Annotated in this window: 25 protein-coding genes and 1 pseudogene; 13 read left to right on the forward strand and 13 right to left on the reverse strand. The window is 55.9% G+C overall.

Annotated features, from left to right (window positions below; genetic code table 11):
• Window positions 1–75: 75 nt before the first annotated feature.
• Both ACA055_RS18675 and ACA055_RS18680 read right to left on the reverse strand, forming a co-directional pair.
• Window positions 76–2,661, reverse strand: coding sequence for a bifunctional diguanylate cyclase/phosphodiesterase (locus ACA055_RS18675; protein WP_497684447.1), 2,586 nt, complete (start codon window positions 2,659–2,661; stop codon window positions 76–78).
• Window positions 2,662–2,891: 230 nt separating this feature from the next.
• Window positions 2,892–4,565 carry a hypothetical protein gene (locus tag ACA055_RS18680; RefSeq protein WP_497680002.1) on the reverse strand — a complete coding sequence of 558 codons (1,674 nt, stop codon included), beginning with the start codon at window positions 4,563–4,565 and terminating at the stop codon, window positions 2,892–2,894.
• A 260-nt stretch (window positions 4,566–4,825) separates the two neighbouring features.
• Between ACA055_RS18680 and ACA055_RS18685 the strand changes: the two genes are divergently transcribed.
• Both ACA055_RS18685 and ACA055_RS18690 read left to right on the forward strand, forming a co-directional pair.
• Window positions 4,826–5,200 (forward strand): hypothetical protein, encoded by a 375-nt coding sequence (locus ACA055_RS18685; protein ID WP_497680003.1) that lies wholly within the window; start codon window positions 4,826–4,828, stop codon window positions 5,198–5,200.
• Window positions 5,197–5,403: a helix-turn-helix transcriptional regulator gene (locus tag ACA055_RS18690; RefSeq protein ID WP_497680004.1), complete on the forward strand. Its 207-nt coding sequence runs from the start codon at window positions 5,197–5,199 to the stop codon at window positions 5,401–5,403. Before ACA055_RS18685 ends, ACA055_RS18690 begins: the two co-directional genes overlap by 4 nt.
• 66 nt (window positions 5,404–5,469) lie before the next feature.
• Here the strand turns inward: ACA055_RS18690 and ACA055_RS18695 are convergent.
• Together ACA055_RS18695 and ACA055_RS18700 are read right to left on the reverse strand one after the other, a co-directional pair.
• Window positions 5,470–5,667: pseudogene (locus tag ACA055_RS18695) on the reverse strand (DUF2931 family protein); the annotation flags it as partial.
• A gap of 19 nt (window positions 5,668–5,686) precedes the next feature.
• Complete coding sequence (locus ACA055_RS18700) at window positions 5,687–6,388, reverse strand: hypothetical protein (RefSeq protein WP_497680005.1); 702 nt, start codon at window positions 6,386–6,388, stop codon at window positions 5,687–5,689.
• A 129-nt stretch (window positions 6,389–6,517) separates the two neighbouring features.
• Here ACA055_RS18700 and ACA055_RS18705 point away from each other — a divergent pair, with 129 nt between their 5' ends.
• Both ACA055_RS18705 and ACA055_RS18710 read left to right on the forward strand, forming a co-directional pair.
• A complete protein-coding gene (locus ACA055_RS18705) occupies window positions 6,518–7,036 on the forward strand; it encodes a phage infection protein (RefSeq protein ID WP_497680006.1) in 519 nt (172 codons plus the stop codon).
• Between the two features lie 130 nt (window positions 7,037–7,166).
• Window positions 7,167–7,472, forward strand: coding sequence for a DUF7693 family protein (locus tag ACA055_RS18710; RefSeq protein ID WP_497680007.1), 306 nt, complete (start codon window positions 7,167–7,169; stop codon window positions 7,470–7,472).
• Here ACA055_RS18710 and ACA055_RS18715 read toward each other — a convergent pair.
• Window positions 7,469–8,437: a saccharopine dehydrogenase family protein gene (locus ACA055_RS18715; RefSeq protein WP_497680008.1), complete on the reverse strand. Its 969-nt coding sequence runs from the start codon at window positions 8,435–8,437 to the stop codon at window positions 7,469–7,471. The genes ACA055_RS18710 and ACA055_RS18715 overlap by 4 nt on opposite strands.
• Window positions 8,434–8,835: a VOC family protein gene (locus ACA055_RS18720; RefSeq protein ID WP_497680009.1), complete on the reverse strand. Its 402-nt coding sequence runs from the start codon at window positions 8,833–8,835 to the stop codon at window positions 8,434–8,436. Before ACA055_RS18720 ends, ACA055_RS18715 begins: the two co-directional genes overlap by 4 nt.
• A gap of 149 nt (window positions 8,836–8,984) precedes the next feature.
• Here ACA055_RS18720 and ACA055_RS18725 point away from each other — a divergent pair, with 149 nt between their 5' ends.
• The 4 genes from ACA055_RS18725 (at window position 8,985) to ACA055_RS18740 (ending at window position 11,740) form a co-directional block, all read left to right on the forward strand.
• A complete protein-coding gene (locus ACA055_RS18725; RefSeq protein ID WP_497680010.1) occupies window positions 8,985–9,878 on the forward strand; it encodes an AraC family transcriptional regulator in 894 nt (297 codons plus the stop codon).
• A gap of 79 nt (window positions 9,879–9,957) precedes the next feature.
• Entirely contained in the window at window positions 9,958–10,530 is a 573-nt protein-coding gene (locus ACA055_RS18730; RefSeq protein WP_497680011.1) for a chorismate mutase, read from the forward strand.
• A 17-nt stretch (window positions 10,531–10,547) separates the two neighbouring features.
• Window positions 10,548–11,309 carry an SGNH/GDSL hydrolase family protein gene (locus ACA055_RS18735; protein WP_497680012.1) on the forward strand — a complete coding sequence of 254 codons (762 nt, stop codon included), beginning with the start codon at window positions 10,548–10,550 and terminating at the stop codon, window positions 11,307–11,309.
• 2 nt (window positions 11,310–11,311) lie between these two features.
• Window positions 11,312–11,740, forward strand: coding sequence for a nuclear transport factor 2 family protein (locus ACA055_RS18740; RefSeq protein ID WP_497680013.1), 429 nt, complete (start codon window positions 11,312–11,314; stop codon window positions 11,738–11,740).
• On the opposite strand, the gene ACA055_RS18745 is transcribed toward ACA055_RS18740, so the two are convergent.
• Window positions 11,716–11,916, reverse strand: a complete 201-nt coding sequence (locus tag ACA055_RS18745; protein WP_497680014.1) for a hypothetical protein — start codon at window positions 11,914–11,916, stop codon at window positions 11,716–11,718. The genes ACA055_RS18740 and ACA055_RS18745 overlap by 25 nt on opposite strands.
• A 369-nt stretch (window positions 11,917–12,285) precedes the next feature.
• Here ACA055_RS18745 and ACA055_RS18750 point away from each other — a divergent pair, with 369 nt between their 5' ends.
• The 3 genes from ACA055_RS18750 (at window position 12,286) to ACA055_RS18760 (ending at window position 15,920) form a co-directional block, all read left to right on the forward strand.
• Window positions 12,286–12,465 carry a response regulator gene (locus ACA055_RS18750; RefSeq protein WP_497680015.1) on the forward strand — a complete coding sequence of 60 codons (180 nt, stop codon included), beginning with the start codon at window positions 12,286–12,288 and terminating at the stop codon, window positions 12,463–12,465.
• Between the two features lie 320 nt (window positions 12,466–12,785).
• Entirely contained in the window at window positions 12,786–14,234 is a 1,449-nt protein-coding gene (locus tag ACA055_RS18755; protein WP_497680016.1) for a sensor histidine kinase, read from the forward strand.
• Window positions 14,235–14,594: 360 nt separating this feature from the next.
• A complete protein-coding gene (locus ACA055_RS18760; protein ID WP_497680017.1) occupies window positions 14,595–15,920 on the forward strand; it encodes an OprD family porin in 1,326 nt (441 codons plus the stop codon).
• Window positions 15,921–16,295: 375 nt separating this feature from the next.
• Here ACA055_RS18760 and ACA055_RS18765 read toward each other — a convergent pair whose 3' ends face one another.
• The 5 genes from ACA055_RS18765 to ACA055_RS18785 all read right to left on the reverse strand — a co-directional run bounded on the left by ACA055_RS18765 (window position 16,296) and on the right by ACA055_RS18785 (window position 22,817).
• Complete coding sequence (locus ACA055_RS18765) at window positions 16,296–16,628, reverse strand: DUF2790 domain-containing protein (RefSeq protein ID WP_497680018.1); 333 nt, start codon at window positions 16,626–16,628, stop codon at window positions 16,296–16,298.
• Between the two features lie 142 nt (window positions 16,629–16,770).
• Window positions 16,771–16,968, reverse strand: a complete 198-nt coding sequence (locus ACA055_RS18770) for a co-regulatory protein PtrA N-terminal domain-containing protein (RefSeq protein ID WP_497680019.1) — start codon at window positions 16,966–16,968, stop codon at window positions 16,771–16,773.
• 138 nt (window positions 16,969–17,106) lie between these two features.
• Window positions 17,107–20,274 (reverse strand): CusA/CzcA family heavy metal efflux RND transporter, encoded by a 3,168-nt coding sequence (locus tag ACA055_RS18775; protein WP_497680020.1) that lies wholly within the window; start codon window positions 20,272–20,274, stop codon window positions 17,107–17,109.
• A gap of 26 nt (window positions 20,275–20,300) precedes the next feature.
• Entirely contained in the window at window positions 20,301–21,521 is a 1,221-nt protein-coding gene (locus tag ACA055_RS18780) for an efflux RND transporter periplasmic adaptor subunit (protein ID WP_497680021.1), read from the reverse strand.
• An 87-nt stretch (window positions 21,522–21,608) separates the two neighbouring features.
• Entirely contained in the window at window positions 21,609–22,817 is a 1,209-nt protein-coding gene (locus tag ACA055_RS18785; protein ID WP_497680022.1) for a TolC family protein, read from the reverse strand.
• Between the two features lie 559 nt (window positions 22,818–23,376).
• Here ACA055_RS18785 and ACA055_RS18790 point away from each other — a divergent pair.
• Together ACA055_RS18790 and ACA055_RS18795 are read left to right on the forward strand one after the other, a co-directional pair.
• The gene (locus tag ACA055_RS18790) at window positions 23,377–24,051 is read left to right on the forward strand and encodes a heavy metal response regulator transcription factor (protein ID WP_497680023.1); all 675 of its coding nucleotides are present in this window, start codon (window positions 23,377–23,379) and stop codon (window positions 24,049–24,051) included.
• Entirely contained in the window at window positions 24,048–25,484 is a 1,437-nt protein-coding gene (locus ACA055_RS18795; RefSeq protein WP_497680024.1) for a heavy metal sensor histidine kinase, read from the forward strand. Before ACA055_RS18790 ends, ACA055_RS18795 begins: the two co-directional genes overlap by 4 nt.
• A 63-nt stretch (window positions 25,485–25,547) precedes the next feature.
• Here ACA055_RS18795 and ACA055_RS18800 read toward each other — a convergent pair whose 3' ends face one another.
• Window positions 25,548–26,459, reverse strand: coding sequence for a cation diffusion facilitator family transporter (locus ACA055_RS18800; RefSeq protein ID WP_497680025.1), 912 nt, complete (start codon window positions 26,457–26,459; stop codon window positions 25,548–25,550).
• Window positions 26,460–26,499 lie beyond the last annotated feature (40 nt).

A 26,499-nucleotide genomic window follows, 5' to 3' on the forward strand; every position in this document is an offset into this window, starting at 1 on the left:
CTGGACCTAAGCCGTAGGGCTGACAGCTTCGAGCCCTGAGGACGACAGTCAACTTCGACGGTGCTGCACTGCCTCTTAAACGTTGATTTTGGTGCCTGTACTTTCTTTGACTCCCACCAAAACGTTGAACGCGCAAGCATCTAGCGGACGGCTCAGGAAATAGCCTTGACCTTCGTCGCACGACACTGCTTTGAGCAACTTCAGGTGCTCGGCTGTTTCAATGCCCTCTGCAGTAACTGTGAGTGATAACGCGCGGCCCAAGCCCACGATAGCCTGGATGATTGTCTTGTCATCCTCACTTTCACCCAGCCTGTTTAAAAAGCTGCGATCTATTTTCAGGCCATCGAAAGGGAATGTGCGCAGGTAGCTCAGCGAAGAATATCCTGTTCCAAAGTCGTCCATGGATATGCGCACACCGAGGCGTTTGAGCGTACGCATTATCTCAAGCGCGCCTTCGGCATCTTCGAGCATGACGCTCTCGGTAATTTCCAGTTCTACTCGGGCAGGATCGATTCCAGATTCGAAAAGTATTTTCTGGACGCGCTCTACCAAATTGCCTCGCTTGAATTCGGTGGGTGAAAGGTTAACTGACACGAACAGGCTTTCCGGCCACCGCGAGGCATACCTGCAGGCGGTATCGATTACCCAGTTGCTCAGGGAAAGAATCAACCCGCTTTCTTCAGCAATAGGGATAAACGTGTCTGGTGTTATCAAACCACGCTCAGGATGTTGCCACCGCACCAACGCTTCGGCGCCGACCATGTGACCGTCAGTGATGCGATAACGCGGTTGGTAATGCAGCCGCAGCTCTCCGTGTTTGATCGCGAAACGCAGGTCGCTTTCCAAACGGCGACGTTCAATGATCTTCGCGTTCATGTCGCCCGCGTAAAAGCGCCATGTATTACGACCTCCGGACTTGGCTTCGTACAACGCGATATCGGCATAGCGAAGCAACTCAGTAGCCTCGCAAGCGTCATTTGGCGCCATCGAGATTCCGATACTGGCGCTGATGAACACTTCCTGCTCATCAATCTCAATAGGTCGCTCGATGGACTCGATCAGGCGGCGACACAGAGCCTCGACTTCTTCCTGGGAGCTCATATCGGTGAGAATCAGCACAAACTCATCACCCCCGACCCGGGCGACAAGATCCCCGTGGCGAACACAGTCAGCCAGGCGGCTCGACACCTCGTTAAGTACCCGATCACCTGCCGCATGCCCCAGTAGATCATTCACTGGCTTGAATCGATCAAGGTCCAGGCTGAGCATGACCAGTGGTTGTTCTACCGTCGGCAAAGCCTTGAGTTTACCGTCAAGAAACTCCTGTAGCCGTGTCCTGTTGGGAAGCCCGGTCAGGGAGTCATGTTGTGAGAGAAATTCGATTCGCCGACGGGCTTCGACTTCTTCCGTGACGTCAGTTGCAGTACCTCGGAATCCATGACCTGCCATTTGTCTCGCCGACAGTCGGGTAATTCGCTCTTGGCCTTTAGTATCGACGTAGCGGCACTGAACACTGATATCCGGGCGACGGTTAGGAATGCTGAGCCACTGAGATAACGTGCCTAACTCTGTATGCAGCAGATCATCCATCGCCGCACCAATCCAAGCGTCCCTGGAGAGACCCGTGACAACCTCAAATCGCTCGGATAGGTAGGTGAAACGCCAGCCAGCGTCTATTTCCCATACCCAGTCCGAGCTGGCTTCAACGACATCGCGAAAGCGCGCTTCGCTGGTGGCGAGAGCGGCCTGACTGCTTTTCAGCGATGCAAAGCTGGCGTCAAGCGCCTGCGCACCAGCGGTCGTGCGACGCAAAATGACCCAGGTCATCAGGCACACCAACAGCGCGGCGATGCCGACCAATGGCAACCCTAGCGCTAATAACCGCTGACCTGGCCTGGACGGACTCCAATGCAAACTGCCCGCAGTACCGTTCTCGCCCAATGGCAGGATGGACGTTTCGCCCTTGTCGCCGGAGGTGGCGATGCGCAGGCCATTTACCCCGTAATCCTTGCCTATCAGCTCGAGTTTGGCGCTGTCCAGAATGTCTACGAAAATCAACACCGAGGGCGGCCTGTCATCAGGTACCACTGTCGGATCAGTTCCCGGCGTAATAGCCGCTGTCGCGACAATGGCTGGTACTCCTCCCATATCGATGAACGTTGTTATCGGCGTTTCTGTTTCCGCTCCTTCACGAGCTTTATCAAGAATGGCGGCAATGGGCTGCGAGAGCCATTCTTCGACTTCAACCGATTTCAGCTCACCCTTGACCACAGAGTAAACAGTGCGATTGACGTCATTGACGACAAACACTCCCGAAAATCCAAATTCCGTGAAAAGCGTTGTCCCAATGTTTTGTCGTACGTATGCCCAGTCAGCGTTTACTTCAATATGCAGATGTTTGTAGGCATCTCCCCAAAACGCATAATCCTTGACGGTTGAACGCAGAGATTTTTCCAGCGACTCCATGGCCTTTTTTGTGTAAAAAGCACTGTCAACCTCCTCCGCACGGTCTAAATCATGCGCGAGATAAACAAGTGAATAGCTGGCGAGTAAAAACACGCCTGCCAAAAGACCAACAAACTTGAACAGAGAGGCACGTGTCAGTGCCACGCTTGAGTGATTGGCCACAGAGCAGGCGATAGAAGGGAGATCGTTTGGCATAAATTCCTGCTGTTCATTGAGGCAATACGGTTGCATATCAAGCTATCGGCTGCAGTCGCCGAAGGGTGAATGCCCACACTTCTTCCCAGGGTTCAGATCGACTGATCGAAAACCGTGCGACATGAATGAATAGCTTTAAAGTAGTCCCTAATGACAAACCGGGTTTTTTCGTTCGCGAAGTGAATGAGCCTTCATTGACTGAGTGAAGCCTCGTCCGGCGCTGCCGAGCATTACTCGCAGCACCGCTCCCCCACCCGGCAAAAACACGACGCCTTGATCTCCACATCCGCCCGAGCCATCGCCAGCTCGAGGCGAATCCGGGCAGCGGCCGCCTCCTCGTCCCGGCCCAGCCGTTTCAAACACTCCACGTAGCCGTGCAGGCTCCACACATTGTCCAGGTGCCAGGACGCGCGGCTGAGTGTGTTATCCAGCCCCAAATCAGCCCGATACGCTTGCAAGGCTTCTTCGACCCTGCCCTGCTCCAGCAGCAGCGCGCCCAGCGCATGCCGGACCGGTTGCATCCAGCCCCATGGTTCGTCGTAGGGCAGGTTGTCGTCCAGTGACAGCGCCTGGCGCAGGTGGGCGAAAGCGCAGTCGTAGTTGCCTTTGCGGTACTCGATTTCCCCGCACAGCATGGCATCGGCCACCGCCAGAATGTCGATGCAGGTGTTGTTGAAGATGTAACGGGTTTCGGGCACCCGGGCCCAGGCTTCAATCAAGTGATGCTGTTCGGTTTCCGCGGCGGCTACGTCCCCGGAGGCCGCATGGGCCACGCCCTTGGCGTAATGCAGCATCGCCGTGGTTACGCAGTACAGCGTCTGGTCGCTCGGCAACGGGGTGGCGAGGATGTCCTGCCATTTGCCGAAGCGTATCTGCACGTGGACCTTCATCGACACGAAGCCTTCCAGCCAGTCGGCCATGGGTGGCTGCTCCACGCGCAGCAGTTCTTCCTTAATGGTCGAGATCAGTTGATCGGCGGCTTCCAGGGCCGGTTGGTACTGCCCGAGGAACATCGCCGAGTAGAGTTTGAAGTGGTAGTTGTGGCTTCGGTACAGGGTGTAGAAGTTGATGGGGCCTTCCTGCTCCAGGTATTTGCTGTCGGCCTGGATCGCCCGGCTGTTGGTGATCATCGCGCCACGATAATCACCGCAGAGCACGTCGATGTGCGACGGCATGTGGCGCAAGTGTCCGGCGTCCGGCACCAGGTCACGCAGGACATCGCCGGCGCGCAACGCCCGTTCCGGGTAGGGCGACATTTCCATGGTGTGCACGTACATGTGCAGCACGCCGGGGTGCGGCGCGTCGCCGTGCTGCTCCATTCGCTGCAGCGCGCGTTCGAGCACGGCCACCGCCTCAACGGTGTCGGCACCCGGCGCTGGTTGACCGGTTTTCAGGTCCCACAACAGCCAGGGTGTGCGGTCGATCATCGCTTCGGCAAACAACGCAACAACGTCGGGATCTTCGGGGAAGGCTTTGTAGACATCGCGCATGGACGCCGCGTAGGCATCGTTCCAGGTAAAGAGTTGCTCGAGACTGGTCGCCTGATCGGCCTGGTAGCGTTGCTCCAGCGCGCGGATCAGCGCTTGCTCCACCGGCGATGCGGTATCGATATGCGCCAGCGCGGTTTGCGTCGCCAATCGGGCCTGGGCCACGGCCTCTTTCAACTCCTGCTCGATGAACGCATCCCAGCGCTTGTTGTAGTTCGGGCCCGAGGCGTAGGCGATGCCCCAGTAGGCCATTGCGCAATTGCGGTCGTGTTCGATCACCTTTTGAAAACAACGTATGGCTTCGTCGTGGTTGTAGCCGTAGCACCACACCAAACCACGATCGAACCAGCGTTGGGCCTGGGGCGAGTTGGTCGTCACCGGGCGACTGTAGGTGCCCAAATCGTAATAGTCGTGCATCGATTTATCCTCCCGACCCGAGCATAAAACCTCGCAGGAAAGCCTTGCAGACCGGGACGGTTGGAGCGGTCCGGTTTCCTGGAGAGCCTCGATTGCTTAAGAGATCCAGCATACCCCGGCGGTTCTGGCTGAGCGGTGTAGCCGACGAGTGAAGCGTTTCAAGTTGAGCGCTGCTTAGAACTATTTACGTAAAGCGACCTTTACATCCGTAATTTCTTCGATGACTATGTAAAGGACGTTTTACATAAGGATGATGGAAAATGAGACGGTACTATTTCGAATTGGGTTCTGCGCTGGTCCTGTACACGGCTTTTTTGATCGTATCGCTGACGCTGCTGCAGCATCAGGACAACTTCGGCATGCCTCTGCGCATTGCCATCACGCTGGCTCCGGTGATACCGGCCGGCCTGATGTGCTGGGCCATCGTGCGCAATCTACGGCGCATGGACGAAATGCATTTGCGCATTCAGTTCGAGGCACTCGGCTTTGCGTTTGCCGCCTCCGCGTTGCTGACCTTCAGCTATGGCTTTCTGGAGAATGTCGGGTTTCCACATCTCTCATGGCTGATGGTGTGGCCGGTGATGGGGTTGATGTGGATCATCGGTCTCATGATTGCCAGACGCCGCTATCAATGAAAAACCGATTGAAAGAACTGCGTGCCGATCTGAAGTGGTCGCAGGTCGACCTGGCGGCTCGACTGAATGTTTCACGGCAAACGATCAACGCGATTGAAAACGGCCGGTATGATCCAAGCCTGCCGTTGGCGTTTCAAATCGCCAGGGTTTTTCAGCTGCCCATCGAGGCGATTTTTGACGATGAGGGGTCGCGTCAGGGTTGATGTTTGCTTGGGCTGAATGAAAACGGGCGCCGTGGAGGCGCCCGTTTTTTTGTTTGTGTGTTGGGGCTACCAGCTGCCGTATGGGATGCCGAATTGCTGGATGTAGCGTTTCGACATTTCATTGACGGGATAGGCATACCGCCCTTCATTTTTACCCTGGCTCGGCCCTAGCGGCTCAATCTCCGCCTGAGCTCGAGCAACCTTTACCGATTTCATGCAATTGTCTAAAACCCACACCTGTACGATTCCACCAGGAGCTAGCCCGAAACAAAGAATGCGCGCATCAGAATGTTCTCCAAGAGGAGTCGGCTACATGAGGATGACGCACCCGTATACCGTCCTCAGTCGGCGCGTTGGTGTAGCGAAGGGTAATACCCTGTTCGCGGCTTCCCCCTATTGGATTATTCCAATTGGCAGATGTATGGATGTATTTCAGTCTGAGCAGCTCTTCTTCGGACGGCTCTGGCTTGTATGTCCCTGCGAGGACTCTGTCACAGAAAGCTTGAAGATCTGAAGGGATGGCGTACTCCGGAGTACCGGGGATCTCTCTGAACTGCACACCTTTCTCCTTCGCCAATTTATGCATCAAGCGCAGATACACCACCGCCAGCTTGCCACTGACCGAACGTTTGAGTTGCAAGCCGGCATACGCCCTAAGCTTTTTCGGCCCGGTCTTCTCCTGCTCCCAGTCAGGCGCCGCGCTCGGCGTCGGAGTTACAATGTCCAGCATCGACTCCGGCCACCCATCGGCCACCATGCACGCTTTCTGCCGCTGGGTATCGAGGTATATCGAAGTGGTTCGAATATCCGTAGCCTGCGGCACCGTCAGTGCCTGCATTGGATTCACCAGCACGCACTCCTCCACCAGGTCACGATAGCCGCCGCCGAGATCAGAGTGCACACCGGGCAATGAAATTTCAGGATGCGCAGGCACAACAGTGCTCAAAGCGAAATTTCGATCAAGCAACGCGTAGCCAGAGGCCATCACTCAGAATGAACACCACCATCCATTGTCGCCGTCGATAGTCACCATCAACTCAATGAAGTTCTCTTAAAAACTCCGGGGCGTAACATCGCATCCATACCAAACAACTACACCCCGGAGCACACCATCATGAAACGCCAAACCCTCCTCAGCATCGCTTTCTCGGTTTTTGCAGTTAACGCTTTCGCCGCTACCTCTGCTCACCCGGTTGTCGCTGAAGGCGGCTCGGATCGTCTGATTGAAAGTCGTGTGGCTGAAGGTGGTTCGGATCGTTTGATCGAACGCCGCGTTGCTGAAGGTGGTTCCGATCGTCTGATCGAACGCCGCGTTGCTGAAGGTGGTTCCGATCGTCTGATCGAACGCCGCGTCGCTGAAGGTGGTTCGGATCGTCTGATCGAACGCCGCGTCGCTGAAGGTGGTTCCGATCGCTTGATCGAACGCCGCGTTGCTGAAGGTGGTTCCGATCGTCTGATCGAACGCCGCGTTGCTGAAGGTGGTTCCGATCGTCTGATCGAACGCCGCGTTGCTGAAGGTGGTTCCGATCGACTGATCGAACGCCGCGTTGCTGAAGGTGGTTCCGATCGCTTGATCGAACGCCGCGTCGCCGAAGGTGGTTCGGATCGTTTGATCGAAAGCCGCGCTGTATGAATGAATAACCTTAAAGAAGTACCTGACAAGAAGCCCGGCCTGACAAGCCGGGCTTTTTCATTTCCATAATACGATCGTCTATCCTGTGCAACCCGATGCGACATATGCCATCGACTCACCGGAGACATCTGTGCACCCCCTGAGCGCCCGCGAGGTTTACCAGCAACTGCGAGACGCCGCCCTGGGCATTCGCCCGTTGCAGCGCGTCGACGAACACGCAAAACCCGGCCACGTACAAGTCGACATCGAGGGCTGGCGCCTGACTCTCGATTTCGATGGCAATCACCTGCGCCACTGCCAACGTTGTCAGAGCCCGGACGGCCGCGAGGGTGAGTTCGACAGTTGGCAACGTTACGGCACCGACCCGGTCAGTTTGCTCAGCACCTGGGAACTGGCGCAGGTTGAGCGTCTGCTGGGCGCGCACCACACACCTTAAAGATCAATGATCCGCGTATCCGCAATGCTCTCAGCAAATTCGACACCAAACAAACGACCCGGCGTTTCGAATCCGGAACGTCGTTCGCCACCCAGCACACGACGCGCCGCTTCCACAGCGGCCAGTGGTGTGTAGGAGTAGCCGTTGAGGGTCTCAATGACCGACCGCGCAACGTGACCGTCAGCCCCCGTCACCTCGGCCACCGCGCGCGCCCGGTGCGCGGTGCGTTCTTGCTCATCGGGACCATCGGGCAGTTGCGACAGGTCGCCCTCGGGGAAAGCGTCGCCGCTGATGTGCACGAACATGGCGATGTCAGGAATACCCGTCGACCGCCCGCCCGTGATCAAGTCACCGAACGACAGCGGCGCGCAGAGCACGGGCCCGTCGCCGAAATCAAAGTGCCGCGGTTGGGCATCGGGGGCAGGAACCAGTACGCCTCCAACCCGCGCCATCAGCCCCGCACCGATGATCTCGCTGACACTGTTTGCCGATCCTCGCGACATGGAACCTGCCACCTGAAGCGCGATACGCAGTGATTGCGGGTTCTCGACGCGCCGAGCGACGTGCATGGCGAGGCAGTCGGTAGGTACCACGTCCCAGCCGACGCCAGGTAAAAGCATCACGCCGGCCTCCTCACCCCACCGCTCGGCCAGTCGATACACGTTGATCTCGGCGGTGATATCGAGGTAGTCGACCCCGGCCTTGATGCAGGCCTGCATCAACGGTTGCGCCGTATGCACAAAGGGTCCGGCGCAGTTCAGCAGGACGGTGATACCGCTCAAGGCTTCCGCTGTTTGAGTATCCAGAGCAAAGGCGCGGTAAGGCACCTCCAGCTGCCGAGCCAGTGTCGCCAACGCTGCTGCGTCACGTCCGGCGATCTCGAAGTCCAGCCCCGCTGAATTTGCCTGCGCCGCGACCATCCGACCGGTATAGCCTGTCGCGCCATAAATCAGAAGTTTGCTCATTGTGGGTGCTGCCAGTTTTTGTAGACGAACTCGATGCTGTACCCATCCGGGTCGAGCACGTTGGCGGCGTAGTAATTGGCGTCGTAATGCAGCCGTGCGCCGGGTGCGCCGTTGTCGGTAGCGCCTGCGTTCATGGCGGCGGCATAGGCAGCATCGACCTCCTCCCTGCTCGTTGCCACAAAACCGATGTGAGCGGCGCGTCCCTCCACTACACCTTCACGCAGCCAGAAAAACACCCGACCTTGCGCGCCGAATCCCTTGAGGTCCGGATGGCCCGGCGGACCGTCTTTGCCGTCGTAATCCAGTTGATGGGTAATCCCGAGCGGTGCAAGCGCCGCGGTGTAGAAATTGACGGAGCGATGGGTGTCGCTGATCGAGATAAAAATATGATCGAGCATGGAAGACGCCTCACTGATTCAGATGATGTAACGGTGAGCCACCACGGTAGCGATTGATCTCGATGCGAACGCAGCCGTTTCTACTCCAATCCTGCCTGTTTCTGCTTTTCGCTTGCGTCGTGCCTGCCCCTGCGGTCAGATGCCTGTCTATGGAAAACCAATTGAATGAACTGAGAACCCTCGCCGCCAGGGCTGAAAACCGGCGTACCGAGACCGGCATTCCACGCGTGGCGATGATCCAGGGCGCGATCCCTGCGCATCAGTTGGCCGCGGTTTATGAGCCGATGATCAACCTGATCCTGCAAGGCAGCAAATCGATGACGGTTGGCAATCGTACGCTGCGCTATGACCCGGCAACCTACTTCGTGATGTCCATTGAACTGCCGGCGGTCGGCAATGTGCACCCGGCAACGACCGGCGAACCTTATCTCGCCGTCAGCCTGACGCTTGATCCTGCCGTGCTGGCGACCTTGTTGGCGGACCTGCCAAAACCCGTCGGGCGGCATGAACAGGAGGCCGGTTTCTCAGTGGCAGCGGTCACGCCCGAGCTGATGGATGCCTGGGTGCGCATGCTGCGATTGATGGACCGGCCGGCGGATATCCCTGCGCTGAGTCCTGTTTATGAACGGGAGATTCTCTATCGCGTGTTGCAAGGACCGCTCGGCTGGATGCTGCGCGAGATCGCCGCGCCCGACACGGCCATGGCGCGAGTGAGCCTGGCCATTCAGTGGATCCGTCGCGACTTCGCCACACCGCTGCGGGTAGAGGAAATGGCGCAGAAAGCATCAATGAGCGTCTCAGCGTTCCACCGCCATTTCAAAGCCGTCACTACACTCAGCCCTTTGCAATACCAAAAACGCGTCCGGCTGCTTCAGGCCCGGACGCTGCTGGTTGCCAATGCCAGAAGCGTCACCAGCACGGCTTTCGATGTCGGCTATGAAAGCGCCAGCCAGTTCAGTCGCGATTACGCCCGCGTGTTCGGCTTGCCCCCGGCGCGAGATGCCGCGCGGATACTGGCAGAGACACGCAGTCATGCTCGCTAGGCACCGGACTCATACAAAAGGCCGAACCTGTGATACATATCACCCGATTGTAAATCCCGTGCCCCATGAGGTTTTACCCATGCCCCGCTCCCCACGCTTGCCGCAACTGCTGACCTGCGCCGTACTCGGCTTATTCGCTTGCGGCGCCCAGGCGAGCACGCCCGCCCCGGCGCCGGATGCCTTGCTGCCGTTGTTGGTGACGATGAACGAACGCCTGGGCATTGCAGATCTGGTGGCGCTGACCAAGTGGGACAGTGGCAAACCGATCCAGGACAGTGCCCGGGAAGCGCAGGTCATCGCTAACGCCAAAAAGCTGGCCGTTCAGCGCAAGCTGAATCCGCAAGACGTCGCCGAATTGATTGCCGCACAGATCGAAGCCAACAAGTTGGTGCAGTACGGGCTACTCGCTCAATGGCAAGCGGCGCACAAGGCGCCTGACACGCCACGACCGGACCTCAACAAGCAAATCCGGCCACGGCTGGACGAGTTGCAAAACCGTCTGTTGCAGCAATACGCCGCCTTCGCGCCCTATCGCGTTGACCCGGACTGCCCGGTCTGGTTGGCCAAGGAACGAGCCAGTCTGATCAAGGATGCGCTGCATGGTCAGGCACTGATACGCGCCACCGGGGAGTTGTGTGTCGTTGATCGATGACAGTCGAGAACCACCGCATGAGCAACACTGAAGCCTTCGCCAGAATCATGCTCGGCCCCTTGTTGCTCATGCAGGGCCGCTACACCCGCTGGACAACGCCAAAGCTGCCGGAAGCCGAAGGCGAACGCCAGGGCGTGGTCGGCAGTGGCGCTGACCTGCGGCTGCTGATTCTGGGGGATAGCGCCGCAGCCGGAGTCGGGGCCTCGACGCAGGATGAAGCACTCAGCGGAAGACTGGTCAGCCGGCTGGCCGTTGATTACCGGGTGTCGTGGACACTCTGGGCCCGATCCGGTCTTGACTCGCAAGCACTACTGGAACTGCTGGAACACAACGCGCCAGAAGCCTTCGATGTGGCGCTGCTGTCTATCGGCGTCAACGACGTCACCAGCACCCTGACGGCTGAGCAGTGGGTCGCTCGACAACATCAGTTGATCGACCTGCTGCGCGGAAAATACGAAGTGAAGCAGATTGTCATTTCCCCTCTTCCGCCCATGCATCTGTTTCCCGCACTGCCGCAGCCGCTGCGCTGGTACCTGGGAACTCGGGCCAGCCGCTTCAACCAGCATCTCGCCGACCTGGCCGAGCGCAATGCTCACTGTACGATGCTGACAACCCGGTTGACACCCGTGGTTGGTTTGATGGCACGCGATGGTTTCCATCCCGGCCCATCGATGTACAGTCTGTGGGCTGACGATGCGGCCGAAGTCATTGATCAGTACTTTCGAAAAACCAATTCACACCACCCGACGCTTGCAGAACAACAAAAATACAGGAGTTGAAAATGTCTGAACTGAACCTGCATCCCAACGCTGCAGAATCCTTGAAACAGTGGCACGACATGATCCGCAAGGGCGACTTGAGCGCCTTGCCCGAGTTGTTGGACCCGCAGGCGATATTCCGCTCGCCGATGGCGCACACGCCGTATCCGGGCGCGGCCGTGGTATCGACGATTCTCAACACGGTCATCGAAGTATTCGAGGATTTTGCCTATCACCGGGAACTGGCGACGGCAGACGGGTTGAGCGTCGTGCTGGAGTTCAGCGCCACCGTCAGCGGAAAAGCGTTAAAGGGTATCGACATGATCAAATTCAACGAGCAAGGAAAGATCATTGAATTTGAAGTAATGGTCCGTCCCTTCAGTGGTTTGCAAGCCTTGGGCGAGCAAATGGGCCAACGCCTTGGCGCTTACCTGGCCGCCAGCAAAGGCTGATCACGTAGCATCGCCTTGGGCGAAGCACCGTCATGCGATGGATGGCTGCGCTGCCACAATGCCCCGACAGCATTGGGCAGCGCCTGCAGTCTGACCGGCTCAGAAAAAAAAGCGCAGAACCGCGAGCGTAACCAACGCTCACCCGGATCGTTGTGCGCGGTGGCGCGCCAGACCATGGAAAGCTCCTGTGAAGGCAAGTCGAGCGGCGCGCGTTCGGCTCTCACTCTTCCTTGCGACGCCATCGCCACGTATTCATTAGTGTTTTAAATATCTAGACCAAGGTATCAACGCCCCCAGCCAACGCATGCTCGAGCTGTCCTCATGTACGACAGACGCATGGCGATCACGCCCATAACCTGTTCATCCACCTCGTTCCGTTGCCCTGTTTTTTTGAAGTCGGCGAGGCACCTTTCGAACCTGCTGAACTCCACTGACAGACTCAAGGCACGATGAATAACGTTTGCTGGTCCAGGCTCGACCCGGCAAAAACATACCCTGTTATGAAGGGGCCACCCCCATGTACTAAAAGTATATGCGGTACACAGATGTACGAAGAACTGGCCGCGAGGGAAATTCACATACCCACCATTTTCATCACCGGAAAGCCGGGCATGCCGCCAGCGCTCAGCGCCAATGCCCGGAAACCTGAAGGCTATTTCCCCAAGCCTTTCAATACTGAGGCGCTGGTGGCTTGTATTGAAGTCGCGTTAAGACGCCACTCTTGATCAACCTTGCCATGAATCGCTGGAAGCCCCTCTGTGGGCCTCCTGGGCACGAAGCTGCGTGTCACGTGGAGCAAGCTTCACAGGCCCCCCACCCAATGTTTGCCAGCCAACTTTTCTTTTCTACGCCGTGCCAATACGGGCGATAACCTCCATTCGTCAGTGCTCGATGGATGATCGGCATCAATGTGTGACGTGATACCTCAGCGCTTGCTGCTCATCGCACGATTTTTGCTGTAGAGAATGCTGAACCATCGCCTAAGCTCTGGTGAGAGATTCAAGCCGTTGCATAGGGTTATGCAGCACACCACAGGGTTCTCTCCATGAATGCACCATCAGCATTGTTCAAGCGTTTGCATCGAGAAGCGGCTAGTTCAATAACGCCCACCCGGCAATTCAATCTTCTGCGTTGGTTTTCGATTATCAGTTTTATTCTCATTAGCGCCATCGCTGTTGGGCTGGGCTCTGTGTCGACGCGTTTCCTGGTAACCGAGAGTCTTGAGCGCGACGCGATGTTGTCAGCGCAATTTATCCAGACCATCGCAAAAGGTGAGATACGACATCACGGACTGTCTGGAATGAAGATGGGCGATGTTCTGGCCCCCATCGAGTATGGAATGCTGTCGGAAGAAATGGCGCAGAACCGCCAGCGTGCGCGCTCCGAGTTTCTGGACCACCTTGCGCATCTCCCGGACTCACTCTTGATCTCCATTTACTCCCCGCTTCGGACGGTGGTCTGGTCAACCAATCCGCAGTTGATCGGACAAAAATTTCTGAACGACGAAGCGCTTGAAGCGGCCTTCAGCTCTAAAGACCGGGTTTCCACCAAATACAGTGGGGTTGATGAAGTCCGCGCCGAGCAGCAATTTCTGCATCCCCCGAAAATGTTCTTCATCGAGAGCTACATCCCCCTGGTAGATGACCTGGGGAATACGCTGGCGGTGGTTGAAATTTACAAGGAACCGTTCGACCTGATCGAAAGACTCGATCGCGGCCATTTGATCATCTGGCTGTCGACGGCCATTGGCGGTCTGCTGCTGTACTTCGGGTTGTACTGGATTGTCCGCCGGGCATCGATCCTGTTGGCATCACAGGAAGCCCAGCTCGTTGCCAACAAGACCTACGTGGGCCTCGTGGAAATGTCCACGGCGGTCGCCCACAGTCTTCGCAATCCCCTTGCCTGCATCCGCTCAAGTGCAGAATTGGCAAACGACATGGACGGCCAACCTGCCAGGAAGAACATTGCCGATATTGTCAGCCAGGTGGATCGGATGTCGAAGTGGGTGCATGAACTCCTGCTGTGCTTGCGCCCGATCCGTGGAGAGGCCGAACTGGTGGAGCCGATGGAGGTGGTTCAGACCACGCTGAACAGCTTCAGCCCGCAACTGACCCAATCGAGAATCCAGGTCGAGTTCATTAATGACCCCGCGCCCCGGGTCGTCAGCAATCCGATTTTGCTTTCACAGATGATGAACAGTGTGATTGCCAATGCCATCGAGGCGATGCCAGGAGGCGGTTTATTGACCATCAAATCGAGGCTGGATGAGAGCCGCCAATGGCTGTACCTGACCATTGATGACACCGGGGAAGGTATGTCCCGGCAGCAGGAAATGATGGCGTTCAAATCCTTCTACACCACCAAGCAAGGCAGGCTGGGTATCGGGTTGATCATGGTGAAGCAGATCATGGAAAGCTTTGGTGGAGAAGTCAGCCTGACCAGCCGCGAACAGCAGGGAACGTCAGTACGCTTGTGCTTCAGGGTTGTGGAATGAAGAACTGACAGGATAAAGCTCTCGCGGCGGTCACCTTCCACGGCGTGACGGGCCGGGATTCCCGTCGAATCTACAGCAACGAAATCCTCTCCCAAGACGTCGGGGAAATTGAGGTTTCCGCACCGTCAACTAAAAGAGTTATGGAAACAAACCAAATAAAAAAGCAAGCGCCTGCACGCGAGTCAATTATTAAAGAAAGCAGATGAACATTACTAAATTGTAATGTTTCAATCATGTCCTCGTTATCTCCAGATTGCAACGATACAACTCGGCGACGATACGGGAGACGCCGCATGCTTCCCGTAAACAATAATTCCAGCCGAAGAGCTTTCTAGTTCTGCCGAACCTAAGGAGTGATTAATGGTTAACAATACAAAATTTTCGATGGCCGCTTTAGCCGTGGTTGTCAGTGCCGGGCCGTCCATGGTGTTAGCGGAGGAAAAGGCCGGGGGGTTTATCGAAGACAGCAGCCTTACCGTGCTTAACCGCAATTACTACTTCAACCGGGATCATCGCAACGGCCAATCAAGCCCAACGGGCAATGGTTATTCTGAAGCATGGGCACACGCTATTATCAGTAAGTTCGAGTCTGGATTTACTCAGGGCACAGTAGGTGTCGGCGTCGATGCGTTCGCCATGATCGGATTGAAACTTGACACGGGTGACGGCCGTAATGGCGGTCGTAGTTCGTTCGACGTACTCCCCGTTAATAGCGAAGGAGAGGCAAGGGACGAATACACCAAAGTGGGTGGCGCGGCAAAAATTCGCGCATTTGATACCGTAGTAAAAGTCGGTGACGTATTCCCATCCAACCCTGTTGTTGCTGCCGGCGACTCGAGGCTTCTGCCAGAAAGTTTCACCGGTGTGACGGCAACGAACACTAGCATTGAAGGCTTGACGGTTCAGGGCGGTCGTTTGCACGCCATGAGTCAACCCGTATCCAGCAATATGCGCGATAACTTCGCGACATTCTATGCGGGGCCAGTAAACTCGCCTTGGGTCGGCTACTTTGGTGGCGACTATAACCTGAACAAAAACGTCATCATCAGTCTTTACTCCAGCCGTCTCAAAGACGCCTGGAATCAATACTATGCTGGCACGGGGTTGAATTACGAATTGACGGATGAGCTTTCGGTATTCGGCGGCGTGAACTACTACAAAGCGGTTGATGAAGGCAAAAAACTGCTGGGTGAGTTCGACAACAATATCTGGAGCGGAAAAGTGGGCGTGAAGTATGGCGCACACTCGGTTGCACTTTCCCACCAGCGAAATAATGGTGACGACGACTTCGACTATCTGCGCCAGTCCGACTCTATCTTTCTTGACAACTCAATCCAGTACAGCGACTTCAACTCGCCGAAAGAACGCTCCTGGATGGTTCGTTACGATCTCGACATGAGCGCCTACGGAGTGCCCGGCTTGACCTTCATGACACGTTACGGTCGTGGCACTGACGCTGATTACTCCAACGCCAACGCGACCTACATGCGACGTGATGCCGACGGTAACCCGTTGACCGACCAGAAACGTTGGGAGCGCGACATAGAGGTGAAATACGTCGTTCAGACAGGCTCCTTGAAAGACATGTCTTTCCGCCTGCGCCAAGCTAACACTCGCGCAACCGCATTCGAATCAGACCTGGATGAAGTTCGTGTGATTGTCGAATACCCATTAGCGATTCTGTGATATCGAACGGGATGATTCGCTGTTCGAACATCCCGTTCTCTCCGAAAAGTTACAAAAATGTCATTATTCAATCATCTCCACGTTAGATTGAGTTATTTATACTTATCGGGAGTTGATAGGACGCTAGCTAGCGCATCTGGCTGGCTGTCTATAGATGAGTAACTAGTCTGTGAAAATCTGAACTCATTGTTGCTCAGTTGAAATACCCATTCACCTTTGGAAGCGCCTTTGCTCCTTTGGAAGAGGTGAATTTTTATGACGTCCCTCGGGACGTCTTTTTTTGCCTGTCAAAACTCAGTTATATAAAAACGCCCGACACCTCAAAGTAATGAGACAGGTCGAGCATTATTAATCCGTCCTGCATCATCGTAGCGGCTAACCGCCTTGTTTACGGCACTCCCCTGCCACTGTGTATGTCAGCGTATTCAGCTGCCCTTCGGAGTCTTCATAGGTCATGGCGGCGGGCACTACTGCGCAGACGTTCGTTGGCCGCACGACACTCACCACCTTTACAACATCCACCTTCATCCCATACTCGTATTGCTTCGCTACAGGGATATTCTTGCCCTGGTCAATGGCGTACTGCTCCATGACTTTAGCATTAGCAGCCATCATTCTTTCAAAGGCCTTGTCCCCTCCCCCCTCAGCTATTACATTTGAAGAGATTGCCAGAATTCCAGCGAAAGCCATGATGTTCGTAAGTTTCATATCCTGCACCTCATATATTACCTGGCACGAGGATATCAATTCGTACATTGCGACGGCGTGGCATCTGGATTACCAATGTGTAATCAAGTCACAAAAAAAACCGCCACCGGAAACCGGCAGCGGTTTTTTATAATCAGCACCACTACATTTTAGTCGTCTCATCTTTAGCATCACTTGACACCACGGGGACACTTTTGCCTTCTTTCGCTACATACTTCTCCACGGCCAGATCCTTCGCCGCCATCATTTTCTCGAAAGTTCTATCCCCTCCGCCTTCCGCCAAAGCAACCGAAGAAAGCACCAATGCGCCTGTGAGAGCAAATAGTTGAGTAAGTTTCATTCTGACACCTCATATAGAAAACGCTGTCAGGGTATCAATCCGAACCTATCAACACGGTGGCGCCAAGATTACATATCCGTTATTACCGGCATAAAAAAACCGCCTCTGAATATCAGAAGCGGCTTTAAATTCATCGAACTATACGGTGGCTGTTATTTCTTCTTCGGCTTCTTCCTCGTCTCGACGGTGCGCCCAGTGATAGAGCGCAGGCAGTATCAACAGGGTTAACGCAGTCGAGGACAGGATGCCCCCGATCACAACAGTCGCCAGTGGGCGCTGGACCTCTGCCCCGGTTCCGGTGGCCAGTGCCATCGGAATAAAGCCAAGGGAGGCCACCAGCGCGGTCATCAACACTGGGCGCAACCGGGTCAGGGCACCTTCATTGATCGCAGAACTCAACGAATGCCCCTCCTCTCGAAGATTGCGGATGAAAGAAATCATCACCAGACCGTTCAGCACCGCCACGCCCGACAACGCAATGAAACCAACACCCGCCGAGATCGACAGTGGAATGTCACGCAGCCACAACGCCATGACTCCACCTGTCAGCGCGAATGGGATTCCGGTGAACACCAACAAGCCGTCCTTGAGATTGTTGAACATCATGAATAGCAGCGCGAATACCAGGAGCAGCGCGACCGGGACGACGATCTGCAGACGTTTGGCAGCTGATTGGAGCTGCTCGAACTGCCCACCCCAACTGGTCCAGTAACCTGCCGGGACCTGCACCTCTTGATCAATCGCGCTACTGGCTTCCTGTACAAACGAGCCAATATCCCGTCCACGCACGTTGGCGCTGACGATCACCAAACGCTTACCGTTTTCACGACTGACCTGGTTCGGCCCCAATACCAGATCGAGCGTCGCCACTTCTGAAAGAGCAATGAAGCCAATCTTGTCGGCGTTGCCATTCAGCAGCGCCGGTACCGGAATCAGCAACGTGGACAACCCATCGACATCCTTGCGCATGGCGTCGGATAAACGCACCACCATGTCGAATCGCCGATCGCCTTCATACATCGTGCCGGCTTGGCGGCCACCGACCGCCACCGCAATGGTGTCTTGTACGTCGCCAACGTTCAGACCGTAACGTGCGGCTTTGTCGCGGTCGATGTTGATGGTCAGCACAGGAAGCCCGGTGGTTTGCTCGACCTTGACCTCGGAGGCTCCATTGACCTTCTGCATGGACGCGGCAATTTTCGCAGCGGTGCTATTGAGCACGCCCATGTCATCCCCGAAGACCTTGACCGCCACATCACTGCGCACACCGGAAATCAACTCGTTGAAACGCAGCTGAATGGGTTGGGAAAGCTCATAGTTGCTGCCTGGCATTGCAGCCGTAGCGGTCTGGATATCGGCTATCAATGCCTCTCGGGATTTACTCGGGTCAGGCCATTGATCCTTCGGCTTGAGCATCACGTAGCTGTCGGAGATGTTCGGTGGCATCGGGTCGGAGGCAATCTCTGCGGTACCTGTACGAGCAAATATCCGCTCGACTTCCGGTACTTTTGCCAGCACAAGCTTTTCAAGACGCTGCTGCATGTCTACCGATTGCGTCAGGCTGGTACCCGGTACGCGCAATGCTTGCAAGGCGAAATCCCCTTCGCTGAGGCTCGGTACAAACTCACTGCCCATTCGACTGGCGACCACGCCGCACACCGCGATGATGCCTAGAGCCATGGCGAATGCCAGCGGTCGATGGCCCATGACCCAATCCAGCGCGGGCGCATACACACGACGCGCCCCACGCATGATCATGTTTTCCTCTTCCTTGACCTTGCCAGTCACGAACATGGCAATGGCCGCAGGAACAAACGTGACGGACAGCAGCATGGCGCCGAGCAAGGCGATCACGACAGTGAACGCCATGGGGTGGAACATTTTCCCCTCGACACCGGTCAGGGCAAAAATCGGCAAATAAACGACCATGATGATCAACTGGCCGAATATCAGCGGGCGGCGTGCTTCCTTGGCTGCTGCAAACACCTCATGCATGCGTTCGGAGCGTGTGAGGATTCGTCCATGGTGCTGCTGAGCATGCGCCAGACGCCGGATCGCGTTTTCGACAATCACCACCGCGCCGTCGACGATGATGCCGAAGTCCAGCGCGCCAAGACTCATCAGGTTGGCGCTGACTTTGTTGGTGAACATGCCGGTGAAGGTGAACAGCATGGCCAAAGGAATAACCATGGCGGTGATCAGTGCGGCGCGAATGTTGCCCAGGAACAGGAACAGTATCGCGATGACCAGGATCGCGCCTTCAATCAGGTTCTTCTTGACCGTGGCAATCGCTTTGTCCACGAGGTTGGTGCGGTCGTATACGGTGACCGCCACCACCCCTTTGGGCAGTGATCGATTGATGTGCTCCAGCTTCACGGCAACCGCCTGAGACACGGTTCGGCTGTTCTCGCCGATCAACATGAACACCGTGCCGAGCACGACTTCACGACCGTTTTCGGTAGCCGCGCCAGTGCGCAGTTCACGGCCGATATCCACGGTCGCCACGTCCTTGATGCGAATCGGGGTGCCATCGACGTTGGCCATCACGATATTGGCGATGTCATCGGTCGTCGCCACCTGGCCGGGCGCACGAATCAGTAGTTGTTCGCCACTGCGCTCAATATAGCCAGCGCCGACGTTGGCGTTGTTGCGTTCCAGCGCTGTCACGAGGTCAGTCAGCGTCAGTTTGTAGGCCGCCAGACGTTTTGGATCGGGTGCAATCTGGTACTCCTTGGCGAACCCGCCAATGGTGTTGATTTCGGCGACACCGGGAACGTTGCGCAGCTGAGGTTTGATAATCCAGTCCTGGATCACCCTCAGGTCGGTCGGCGTATAGGGGCTGCCATCTTCTTTGACGGCACCTTCTTCGGCCTCGACCGTCCACAGGAAAATCTCACCCAGGCCGGTAGAGATCGGCCCCATGACGGCTTCCACGCCCTCGGGCAATTGTTCCTTGGCCACCTGCAATCGCTCATTGACCAATTGCCGGGCGAAGAACAGGTCGGTGCCTTCCTTGAAGATCACCGTGACTTGCGACAGGCCCGAGCGTGAGAGCGAGCGCGTCTGCTCAAGAGCTGGCAAGCCAGCCATGGCGGTTTCGATGGGGAAAGTGATGCGCTGCTCAGTCTCCAGCGGAGAAAAACCTGCGGCCCCCGTGTTGATTTGCACCTGGACGTTGGTGATGTCGGGGACAGCGTCGATCGGCAGCTTCTGGTAGCTGGCGATGCCGAGGCCAGCCATGAGTAGAACCGCGAGCAGCACGATGATGCGTTGCTCGATGGCAAATTGGATCAGGCGTTCGAACATGAGAACCTTCTCGTGGAAGTGGCGGATCAGTGGGCGTGTTCAGCCGAGGCTTTACCCAGCTCTGATTTCAGAATGAAGCTGCCGACGGCCGCGACTTGGACACCGGGCTCCAGGCCCTCCGTAATCTCGACCAGCCCTCCCGCACGGCTACCGGTCACCACCGGTTGCGCCTTGAACCCGTCATCCGTCCGAACGAACACTGTTGGTTTATCCTCGACCGTCTGGAGGGCCGCTTCTGGCACGGCGACTTTCGTCTGCCGAGTATCGGTGTCAACCAACACGGTCACGAACAGCCCCGGACGCCAGGCGCCTTGTGGATTGGCCAAGGTCACGCGCACTGTTGCTGTACGGGTCTGTTCGCCCAACAAATTCCCGACATAGGCCACGGTGCCTGTGACTTCAGCGTCCAGTTCCGGGGCGCTGACCGTGACAGCCTTGCCCACCAGCACCTTGTTCAGATCCTTGGGAGAAACGCCGAACGTTACCCACACACGCGACAAGTCCGAGAGCGTGAAGGCATTGGTGGTTTCACTGATAACCTCACCAATGCCCAAGTGTTTCTCCACCACGACACCATCGAACGGCGCACGCAGCTCATACCGGTTGCCACCGCTGGCCACCGAGCTGCCACTGAGTACGCTGATTTTCTGCCGGGCATTGCTGAGGGCGATTTCAGCTTCTTGCAGGGCCTGGCGAGCTTGGAGGTAGTCTTGTTCGGCAGAGATTTTGTCCTGCCATAACTTGCGCTCACGCGCGTAAGTTGTGCGCGCCAATTCCACACGTCGTTGTGCTGCAGCTTGCTCACTGCGCTGGTCAGAAATTTGCTGGCTGGCGATAACGGCCAGCAGTTGTCCTTTTTTCACCGGCTCGCCGAGATTGACATGTACCGACTCGACGACTCCCGGCACTCGGGGCACCACATGGGCAGTGCGATCTTCATCGAATCGAATTTCTCCAGGAAAGGGCAATGAGAGACTGATGCTCTGCGCCTTGGCTTCTGCCAATTGAATGCCGGCCGAGCTGATCTGCTCATCGTTCAGTGTCAGGTGACCTTCTTCCGATTCGCCTTCGGCATGATTGTCTTCAGTCGACGTCTTACCCTCTTCGTCACCGTGATCGTCGTGCCCGGCCTCCTCTTGAGCCAGAACTTCGGTGGGCGGTGCCGACGTGTAGCCCATCCAGAGCGAACCGATTCCTATGCCCACCGTCAGGGTCAGTGCGGTGACAAGGATTTGTTTTTTTTCCATGGAGACTCCCTGCGCAACTCAGTCGGCAGTCACGGAATGTCGTGACACTGCGATGCTGAGCAGCGGTAAAAAAGTGTTGTTTGAAATTCAAGGGGTACGAGTGAGCTGGTCGACGTCGCCGAAAATTCGCTCGATGCGTACCCACGCGTCTGTCGCCTCGGAAATGGCCTGGATGTATTGGGTACGTGCGCTGATCAAGGTGCGCTGCGCATCGAGCACGTCCAGGAAGTTGAACTTGCCCATTTCGAAACCGCGCGTAGCGGTATCGACGGCACTTTGCGCGGCAGGCAGGATGGTTTGATTGAACGACGCGACTTCAGTATTCGCCGTCATCCACTGATCCAGCGTGGTCTGGATGTCTGTGCGCAGACGCAACTCACTGGCATTGCGAAGGTCGCGGGCCTGATCGGTCCGGCGGGCGGCTGCCAGTACGTTGCCCTGGTTACGGTTGAACAGCGGGATGGGCATGGACAGCCCAACGACATTCACCCGTTCGCGTTCACGCTCATCGTATTGGCTGCCGACACTCACGGTCAGGTCCGGAATCCGCTGTGCTTTCTCCAGGCCAAGGGATGCTTCACGCTGATCAATTTGCAGCTTTGCCAACCGTAGCTCCGCCGTTTCACCGATGCGTTCAAGCAGCCGTGAAGGCTCCGGCACCGCTGGCATCGGCCGGCCAGCATCCCCCACAGACACGAATGCAGGTAAAGGTGCCCCCATTACTTGAGCGAGTTGCTGATAGGCATTCGCCTCGTCCCGCTCAGCTCTTCTCAGCTCAAGGCGCACTTGCGACAGTTGAACCTTTGCACGCGTCCCCTCCACGGGAGAGGACTTACCGCTTTCGATACGCCCCTGGGCAACACGCACGCCTCGCTCGGCGAGCTCAAGAGATTGACGTGCCAAGAGTGATCGTTGCTGGGCCGTGGAGGAGTTGTAAAACGCTTGGATGACGTCGGCTCGCAAAACATTGCGTTTGCGCTCCAGTTCAATTCCAACCGCATCCTGAGCTCGGCTGGCAACTTCTATCCTGGCCCCACGCTTGCCACCCAACTCAATCGGCTGATTGATCATCACTGTCGTAGTGCGCGAATTTCGGCGAGTATCTTCAGCCTCCCAGGACAGCTCGGGATTGGGGATCAGACCTGCTTGCTGTCGATCTCCTTGAGCAATGCCTGTTTCCCACTGTGCGGCCGCCAAGTCGGGATTGTTCGCAAACGCCGTCTGCAGTGCTTGATCCATGGTCAGAGTCTGCGAAGACGAAACTGCGGCAAAACTGGTGTCGACCAGTGAGAACATACAACTAAAGCCTACTACCCGTAAGGCCTTTATTGGTGCAGTTAACTTTCTATGCCAAGGCAATTTCATAGTTCCTATAACGCGAATATTCTCTATGCATTAATGTAAAGTTCTGCACTTATCAGCAAGGTGACTGAAGAATTACAAATATGTTATCCAGCGCTCAGGGTGTATTTTTTGCACTAACATGAGAGGTGTTAAAGAACAGACGAATACAGTCGGCAATATGACGAAACAAATACCCCTCGACTATCTGCCGAACAGCACTTGTCGAAGTTCGACAACCATGCACGCCGTCTCTCCATCGATCAGTTTAATTACATTACATGCGACATGGTGTCGCAAGAGCCTGGCTGAAGGCTTAAAAAACAAGGCTTTGCGCTTGACCCTAAAGCCGCTACAGGCTTTAAGGTGATAATCGTTACCGAGCGGTCGGGCATCGGGGCCGCGAACTACCAAGCGTTTAAAGTTTTATTATTACGGTCAGAAAACCCTACAAAAAATACTAACTTTTCTGAGTCAACTAATTATTTTTTGCTATTAATAAGGGTGACATATCATGCGAATCCTTGTAGTTGAGGACGAGCCTAAAACTGCCGAATACTTGCATCAGGGGCTGACAGAAAGTGGTTACATTGTCGACCGCGCGGTGACGGGTGCAGATGGACTTCATCTGGCGCGCCAACATATCTATGACTTGGTAATACTTGACGTTAATCTTCCGGAACTTGATGGCTGGGGTGTTCTTGAGCATCTTCGCCAAAGCAGTAATACCCGGGTCATGATGTTGACGGCTCGAGGGCGTTTGGCGGACAAGATCCGTGGTTTGGACTTAGGCGCAGATGACTATCTGGTCAAGCCATTTGAATTTCCCGAGCTACTGGCACGGGTACGAACCTTGATGCGGCGCAGCGAGCACATTCCTGTTCCGCAGGTACTCAAGGTCGCCGATCTGGAACTCGACCAAGGTCGCCACCGTGCTTTCCGTGGTGCTCAGCGCATAGACCTGACGACCAAGGAGTTTGCGCTTCTGCACCTGCTGATGCGTCAGACCGGAGAAGTACTTTCTCGCACCCAAATCATTTCATTGGTCTGGGACATGAACTTTGACTGCGACACCAATGTTGTCGAGGTTTCAATCCGTAGGCTGAGAGCCAAAATCGATGACCCCTTCGACAACAAATTGATCCACACCCTACGCGGTGTTGGTTACGTGCTGGAGGCACGCGAATGAAGCCGGCGAGTCTGTCGATGCGCCTGGGTTTGACAGTCAGTATTCTGGGGGCATTGCTGGTGGTTTTGTTGGCTGTCCTGGCCTTTATCGCGCTGACGCATGAGCTGGACAAACTGGCAAAAAACAGCCTGGAAAAGAAAATGGAGCAGGTTGAACACAGCCTCTCACTCTACGAGGACACCGCCGACGTAAACTTGAAACCGCATTCGCTGCTGGATCAAGTCATGGGGCATGACAATCTGAACCTGGCCATTTATGACCTCGCAAACCTCAGGACGCCCTTACTGAAGTTCGGGGCGGGTTTGTCGAATCCGCGGATCGAGTTGAAGGCTGCAACGGCTGCTGTCGACAAGATTTCATACTCCACCCATTCCGATGGTGAGGGTCGACACTTTCTTACCGCGTCCAGGCTCATCCGGTTAAAGAACGGCATGAGCGTTCCGGTATTGCTGTCGATGGATTGTGCAAACGATGAAGCACTGCTCAGCGCGTATCTTCGGTCGACGATTATTGCCCTGCCGCTTTTACTGATACTGATCGGAATAAGTGCCTGGGCCGTGGTGCAGCGAGGGCTGTCGCCGCTGAGAGAGTTCCGCAAGGTGGCCGCCATGATCTCGGCCCAGGACCTTAGCCATCGACTCTCGGTGGTTAAAATGCCTCAGGAGCTCAGTGAGCTGGCTCACGGCATCAACTTCATGCTGCACCGACTCGACAGCGGTATTCAGCAGCTGTCGCAGTTCTCCGATGACCTGGCCCATGAACTACGATCACCCATCACCAATTTGATGGGCAAGGCGCAGGTAACCCTGTCTCGGGATCGGCCGGCACAAGAGTACAAAGCAGTGCTGGAGTCATGCACCGAAGAGTTGGGGCGTGTCACCCGAATTGTCACGGATATGCTCTTCCTTGCTCAGGTCAGTCACCCCGCCGCGCTTGTCCCGTTCGAGACCATTACCCTGGAAGATGAAGCGCTGAAAGTCATCGATCTGTTTTCACTGTCTGCGGAAGAAAAACGGATCAGCCTGAGCGTCACCGGAAACGGCAAGACCATTGGCGACAGGTTGATGATTCAACGAGCAATATCCAATCTGTTGTCCAACGCGATACGCCACTGCCCGGCCGGACAATGCATTTCAATCATTATCGAAAACCATGCCGAACAAGTCTCGCTACTCGTCGGCAACCCTGGTGCGGGAATCGAGCCTCAGCATCTGTCGCACTTGTTCGACCGCTTTTATCGGGTCGACACCAGTCGCTCACGTGCAGAAGGGGGTACCGGTCTTGGCTTGGCCATTGTTCGATCGATCATGAGCCTCCATCAGGGAACCGCGGACGTTCAAAGCATGCCCGGCAGCATGACCGTTTTCAGGCTGAGCTTCCCAAACCTCGACGGACAGACCACCTGGCAACAGGCTAGAAAGGTTCAAGGGTAAATGCCCGCATCAAGCTTGTATAACCCGCCCTCCCCTGACATGGGATGCTCGCAAGATCCCGCTCTAGTGCTGCATGCCTTCGTTTTCTTCGAGCCCGGCATGAAACTGCGAGTTCTCTAATTGAAGAGTCGTATGGCTGATATGGAATGCCTCGCTCATCAGTCGAGTCACCTCAGCCAATATATCTTGCTCGGCACGGGAGGAACGCTGGATGACAAGGTGCGCGCTCATGACATTCTTGCCGCTGGTCAGGGCCCAGATATGCAGATCATGGATATCCTCAACGCCTTCAACCGCCCTGATGCTCGCCTCCACTTCAGCGATATCGATACCATCCGGAACCCCTTGCAACAGGATGTTCATGCTTTCTTTGAGCAAAACCCAGGTTCTGGGAAGCACCCACAGGCCGATGGCTGCGGCAACGATCGAGTCAACCCAAGTCAATCCGGTAAAACGAATGATCAATGCCGCCCCTATTACGCCTATGGAGCCCAACATGTCGCTCCAGACTTCCAGGTACGCGCCTTTTACGTTGAGGCTTTCGGCACTGGCAGACATGAGCAATCGCATTGAAACAAGGTTCACAACCAGCCCTATCACCGCGACGATCAACATGCCGGTCGATTGGATTTCTGTCGGAGTTTTAAACCGCTGATAAGCCTCGTACAAGATGTACACCGCCACCATGAACAACAGAATCGCGTTAAAAGCAGCTGCGAGGATCTCAAATCGTGCATAGCCGAATGTCCGCTTTTTATCCGCCGCGCGTTTGGCGATCTGAATTGCGATCAATGAAATAGCCAGGGCAGTGGAATCGGTCAGCATGTGAGCCGCATCAGATAACAACGCCAAGCTGCCGGTAATGAAAGCTCCAATGACCTCCGCGATCATGAAGCTGGTCGTTAACGCCAGAGCGATCCACAATTTTTTCTCGTGTCCTGCACGAGCTTGACCGTGACTATGACCAGCGCTCATATGACTCTCCATGTGGGTGAAAGGGTGCGGCAACTGCTCA

Source organism: Pseudomonas sp. LBUM1657, assembly GCF_059716075.1.

Bases quoted from the DNA above. Each gene is read 5' to 3' on its own strand.
- ACA055_RS18720 (WP_497680009.1), bottom strand. From the start codon at position 8,835: ATGCTCGATCATATTTTTATCTCGATCAGCGACACCCATCGCTCCGTC.
- ACA055_RS18735 (WP_497680012.1), top strand. From the start codon at position 10,548: ATGAGCAACACTGAAGCCTTCGCCAGAATCATGCTCGGCCCCTTGTTG.
- ACA055_RS18685 (WP_497680003.1), top strand. From the start codon at position 4,826: ATGAGACGGTACTATTTCGAATTGGGTTCTGCGCTGGTCCTGTACACG.
- ACA055_RS18775 (WP_497680020.1), bottom strand. From the start codon at position 20,274: ATGTTCGAACGCCTGATCCAATTTGCCATCGAGCAACGCATCATCGTG.
- ACA055_RS18680 (WP_497680002.1), bottom strand. From the start codon at position 4,565: ATGCACGACTATTACGATTTGGGCACCTACAGTCGCCCGGTGACGACC.
- ACA055_RS18690 (WP_497680004.1), top strand. From the start codon at position 5,197: ATGAAAAACCGATTGAAAGAACTGCGTGCCGATCTGAAGTGGTCGCAG.
- ACA055_RS18745 (WP_497680014.1), bottom strand. From the start codon at position 11,916: ATGGTCTGGCGCGCCACCGCGCACAACGATCCGGGTGAGCGTTGGTTA.
- ACA055_RS18800 (WP_497680025.1), bottom strand. From the start codon at position 26,459: ATGAGCGCTGGTCATAGTCACGGTCAAGCTCGTGCAGGACACGAGAAA.
- ACA055_RS18730 (WP_497680011.1), top strand. From the start codon at position 9,958: ATGCCCCGCTCCCCACGCTTGCCGCAACTGCTGACCTGCGCCGTACTC.
- ACA055_RS18760 (WP_497680017.1), top strand. From the start codon at position 14,595: ATGGTTAACAATACAAAATTTTCGATGGCCGCTTTAGCCGTGGTTGTC.
- ACA055_RS18715 (WP_497680008.1), bottom strand. From the start codon at position 8,437: ATGAGCAAACTTCTGATTTATGGCGCGACAGGCTATACCGGTCGGATG.
- ACA055_RS18705 (WP_497680006.1), top strand. From the start codon at position 6,518: ATGAAACGCCAAACCCTCCTCAGCATCGCTTTCTCGGTTTTTGCAGTT.
- ACA055_RS18740 (WP_497680013.1), top strand. From the start codon at position 11,312: ATGTCTGAACTGAACCTGCATCCCAACGCTGCAGAATCCTTGAAACAG.
- ACA055_RS18725 (WP_497680010.1), top strand. From the start codon at position 8,985: ATGGAAAACCAATTGAATGAACTGAGAACCCTCGCCGCCAGGGCTGAA.
- ACA055_RS18700 (WP_497680005.1), bottom strand. From the start codon at position 6,388: ATGGCCTCTGGCTACGCGTTGCTTGATCGAAATTTCGCTTTGAGCACT.
- ACA055_RS18795 (WP_497680024.1), top strand. From the start codon at position 24,048: ATGAAGCCGGCGAGTCTGTCGATGCGCCTGGGTTTGACAGTCAGTATT.
- ACA055_RS18785 (WP_497680022.1), bottom strand. From the start codon at position 22,817: ATGTTCTCACTGGTCGACACCAGTTTTGCCGCAGTTTCGTCTTCGCAG.
- ACA055_RS18750 (WP_497680015.1), top strand. From the start codon at position 12,286: ATGTACGAAGAACTGGCCGCGAGGGAAATTCACATACCCACCATTTTC.
- ACA055_RS18675 (WP_497684447.1), bottom strand. From the start codon at position 2,661: ATGCCAAACGATCTCCCTTCTATCGCCTGCTCTGTGGCCAATCACTCA.
- ACA055_RS18765 (WP_497680018.1), bottom strand. From the start codon at position 16,628: ATGAAACTTACGAACATCATGGCTTTCGCTGGAATTCTGGCAATCTCT.
- ACA055_RS18780 (WP_497680021.1), bottom strand. From the start codon at position 21,521: ATGGAAAAAAAACAAATCCTTGTCACCGCACTGACCCTGACGGTGGGC.
- ACA055_RS18790 (WP_497680023.1), top strand. From the start codon at position 23,377: ATGCGAATCCTTGTAGTTGAGGACGAGCCTAAAACTGCCGAATACTTG.
- ACA055_RS18755 (WP_497680016.1), top strand. From the start codon at position 12,786: ATGAATGCACCATCAGCATTGTTCAAGCGTTTGCATCGAGAAGCGGCT.
- ACA055_RS18770 (WP_497680019.1), bottom strand. From the start codon at position 16,968: ATGAAACTTACTCAACTATTTGCTCTCACAGGCGCATTGGTGCTTTCT.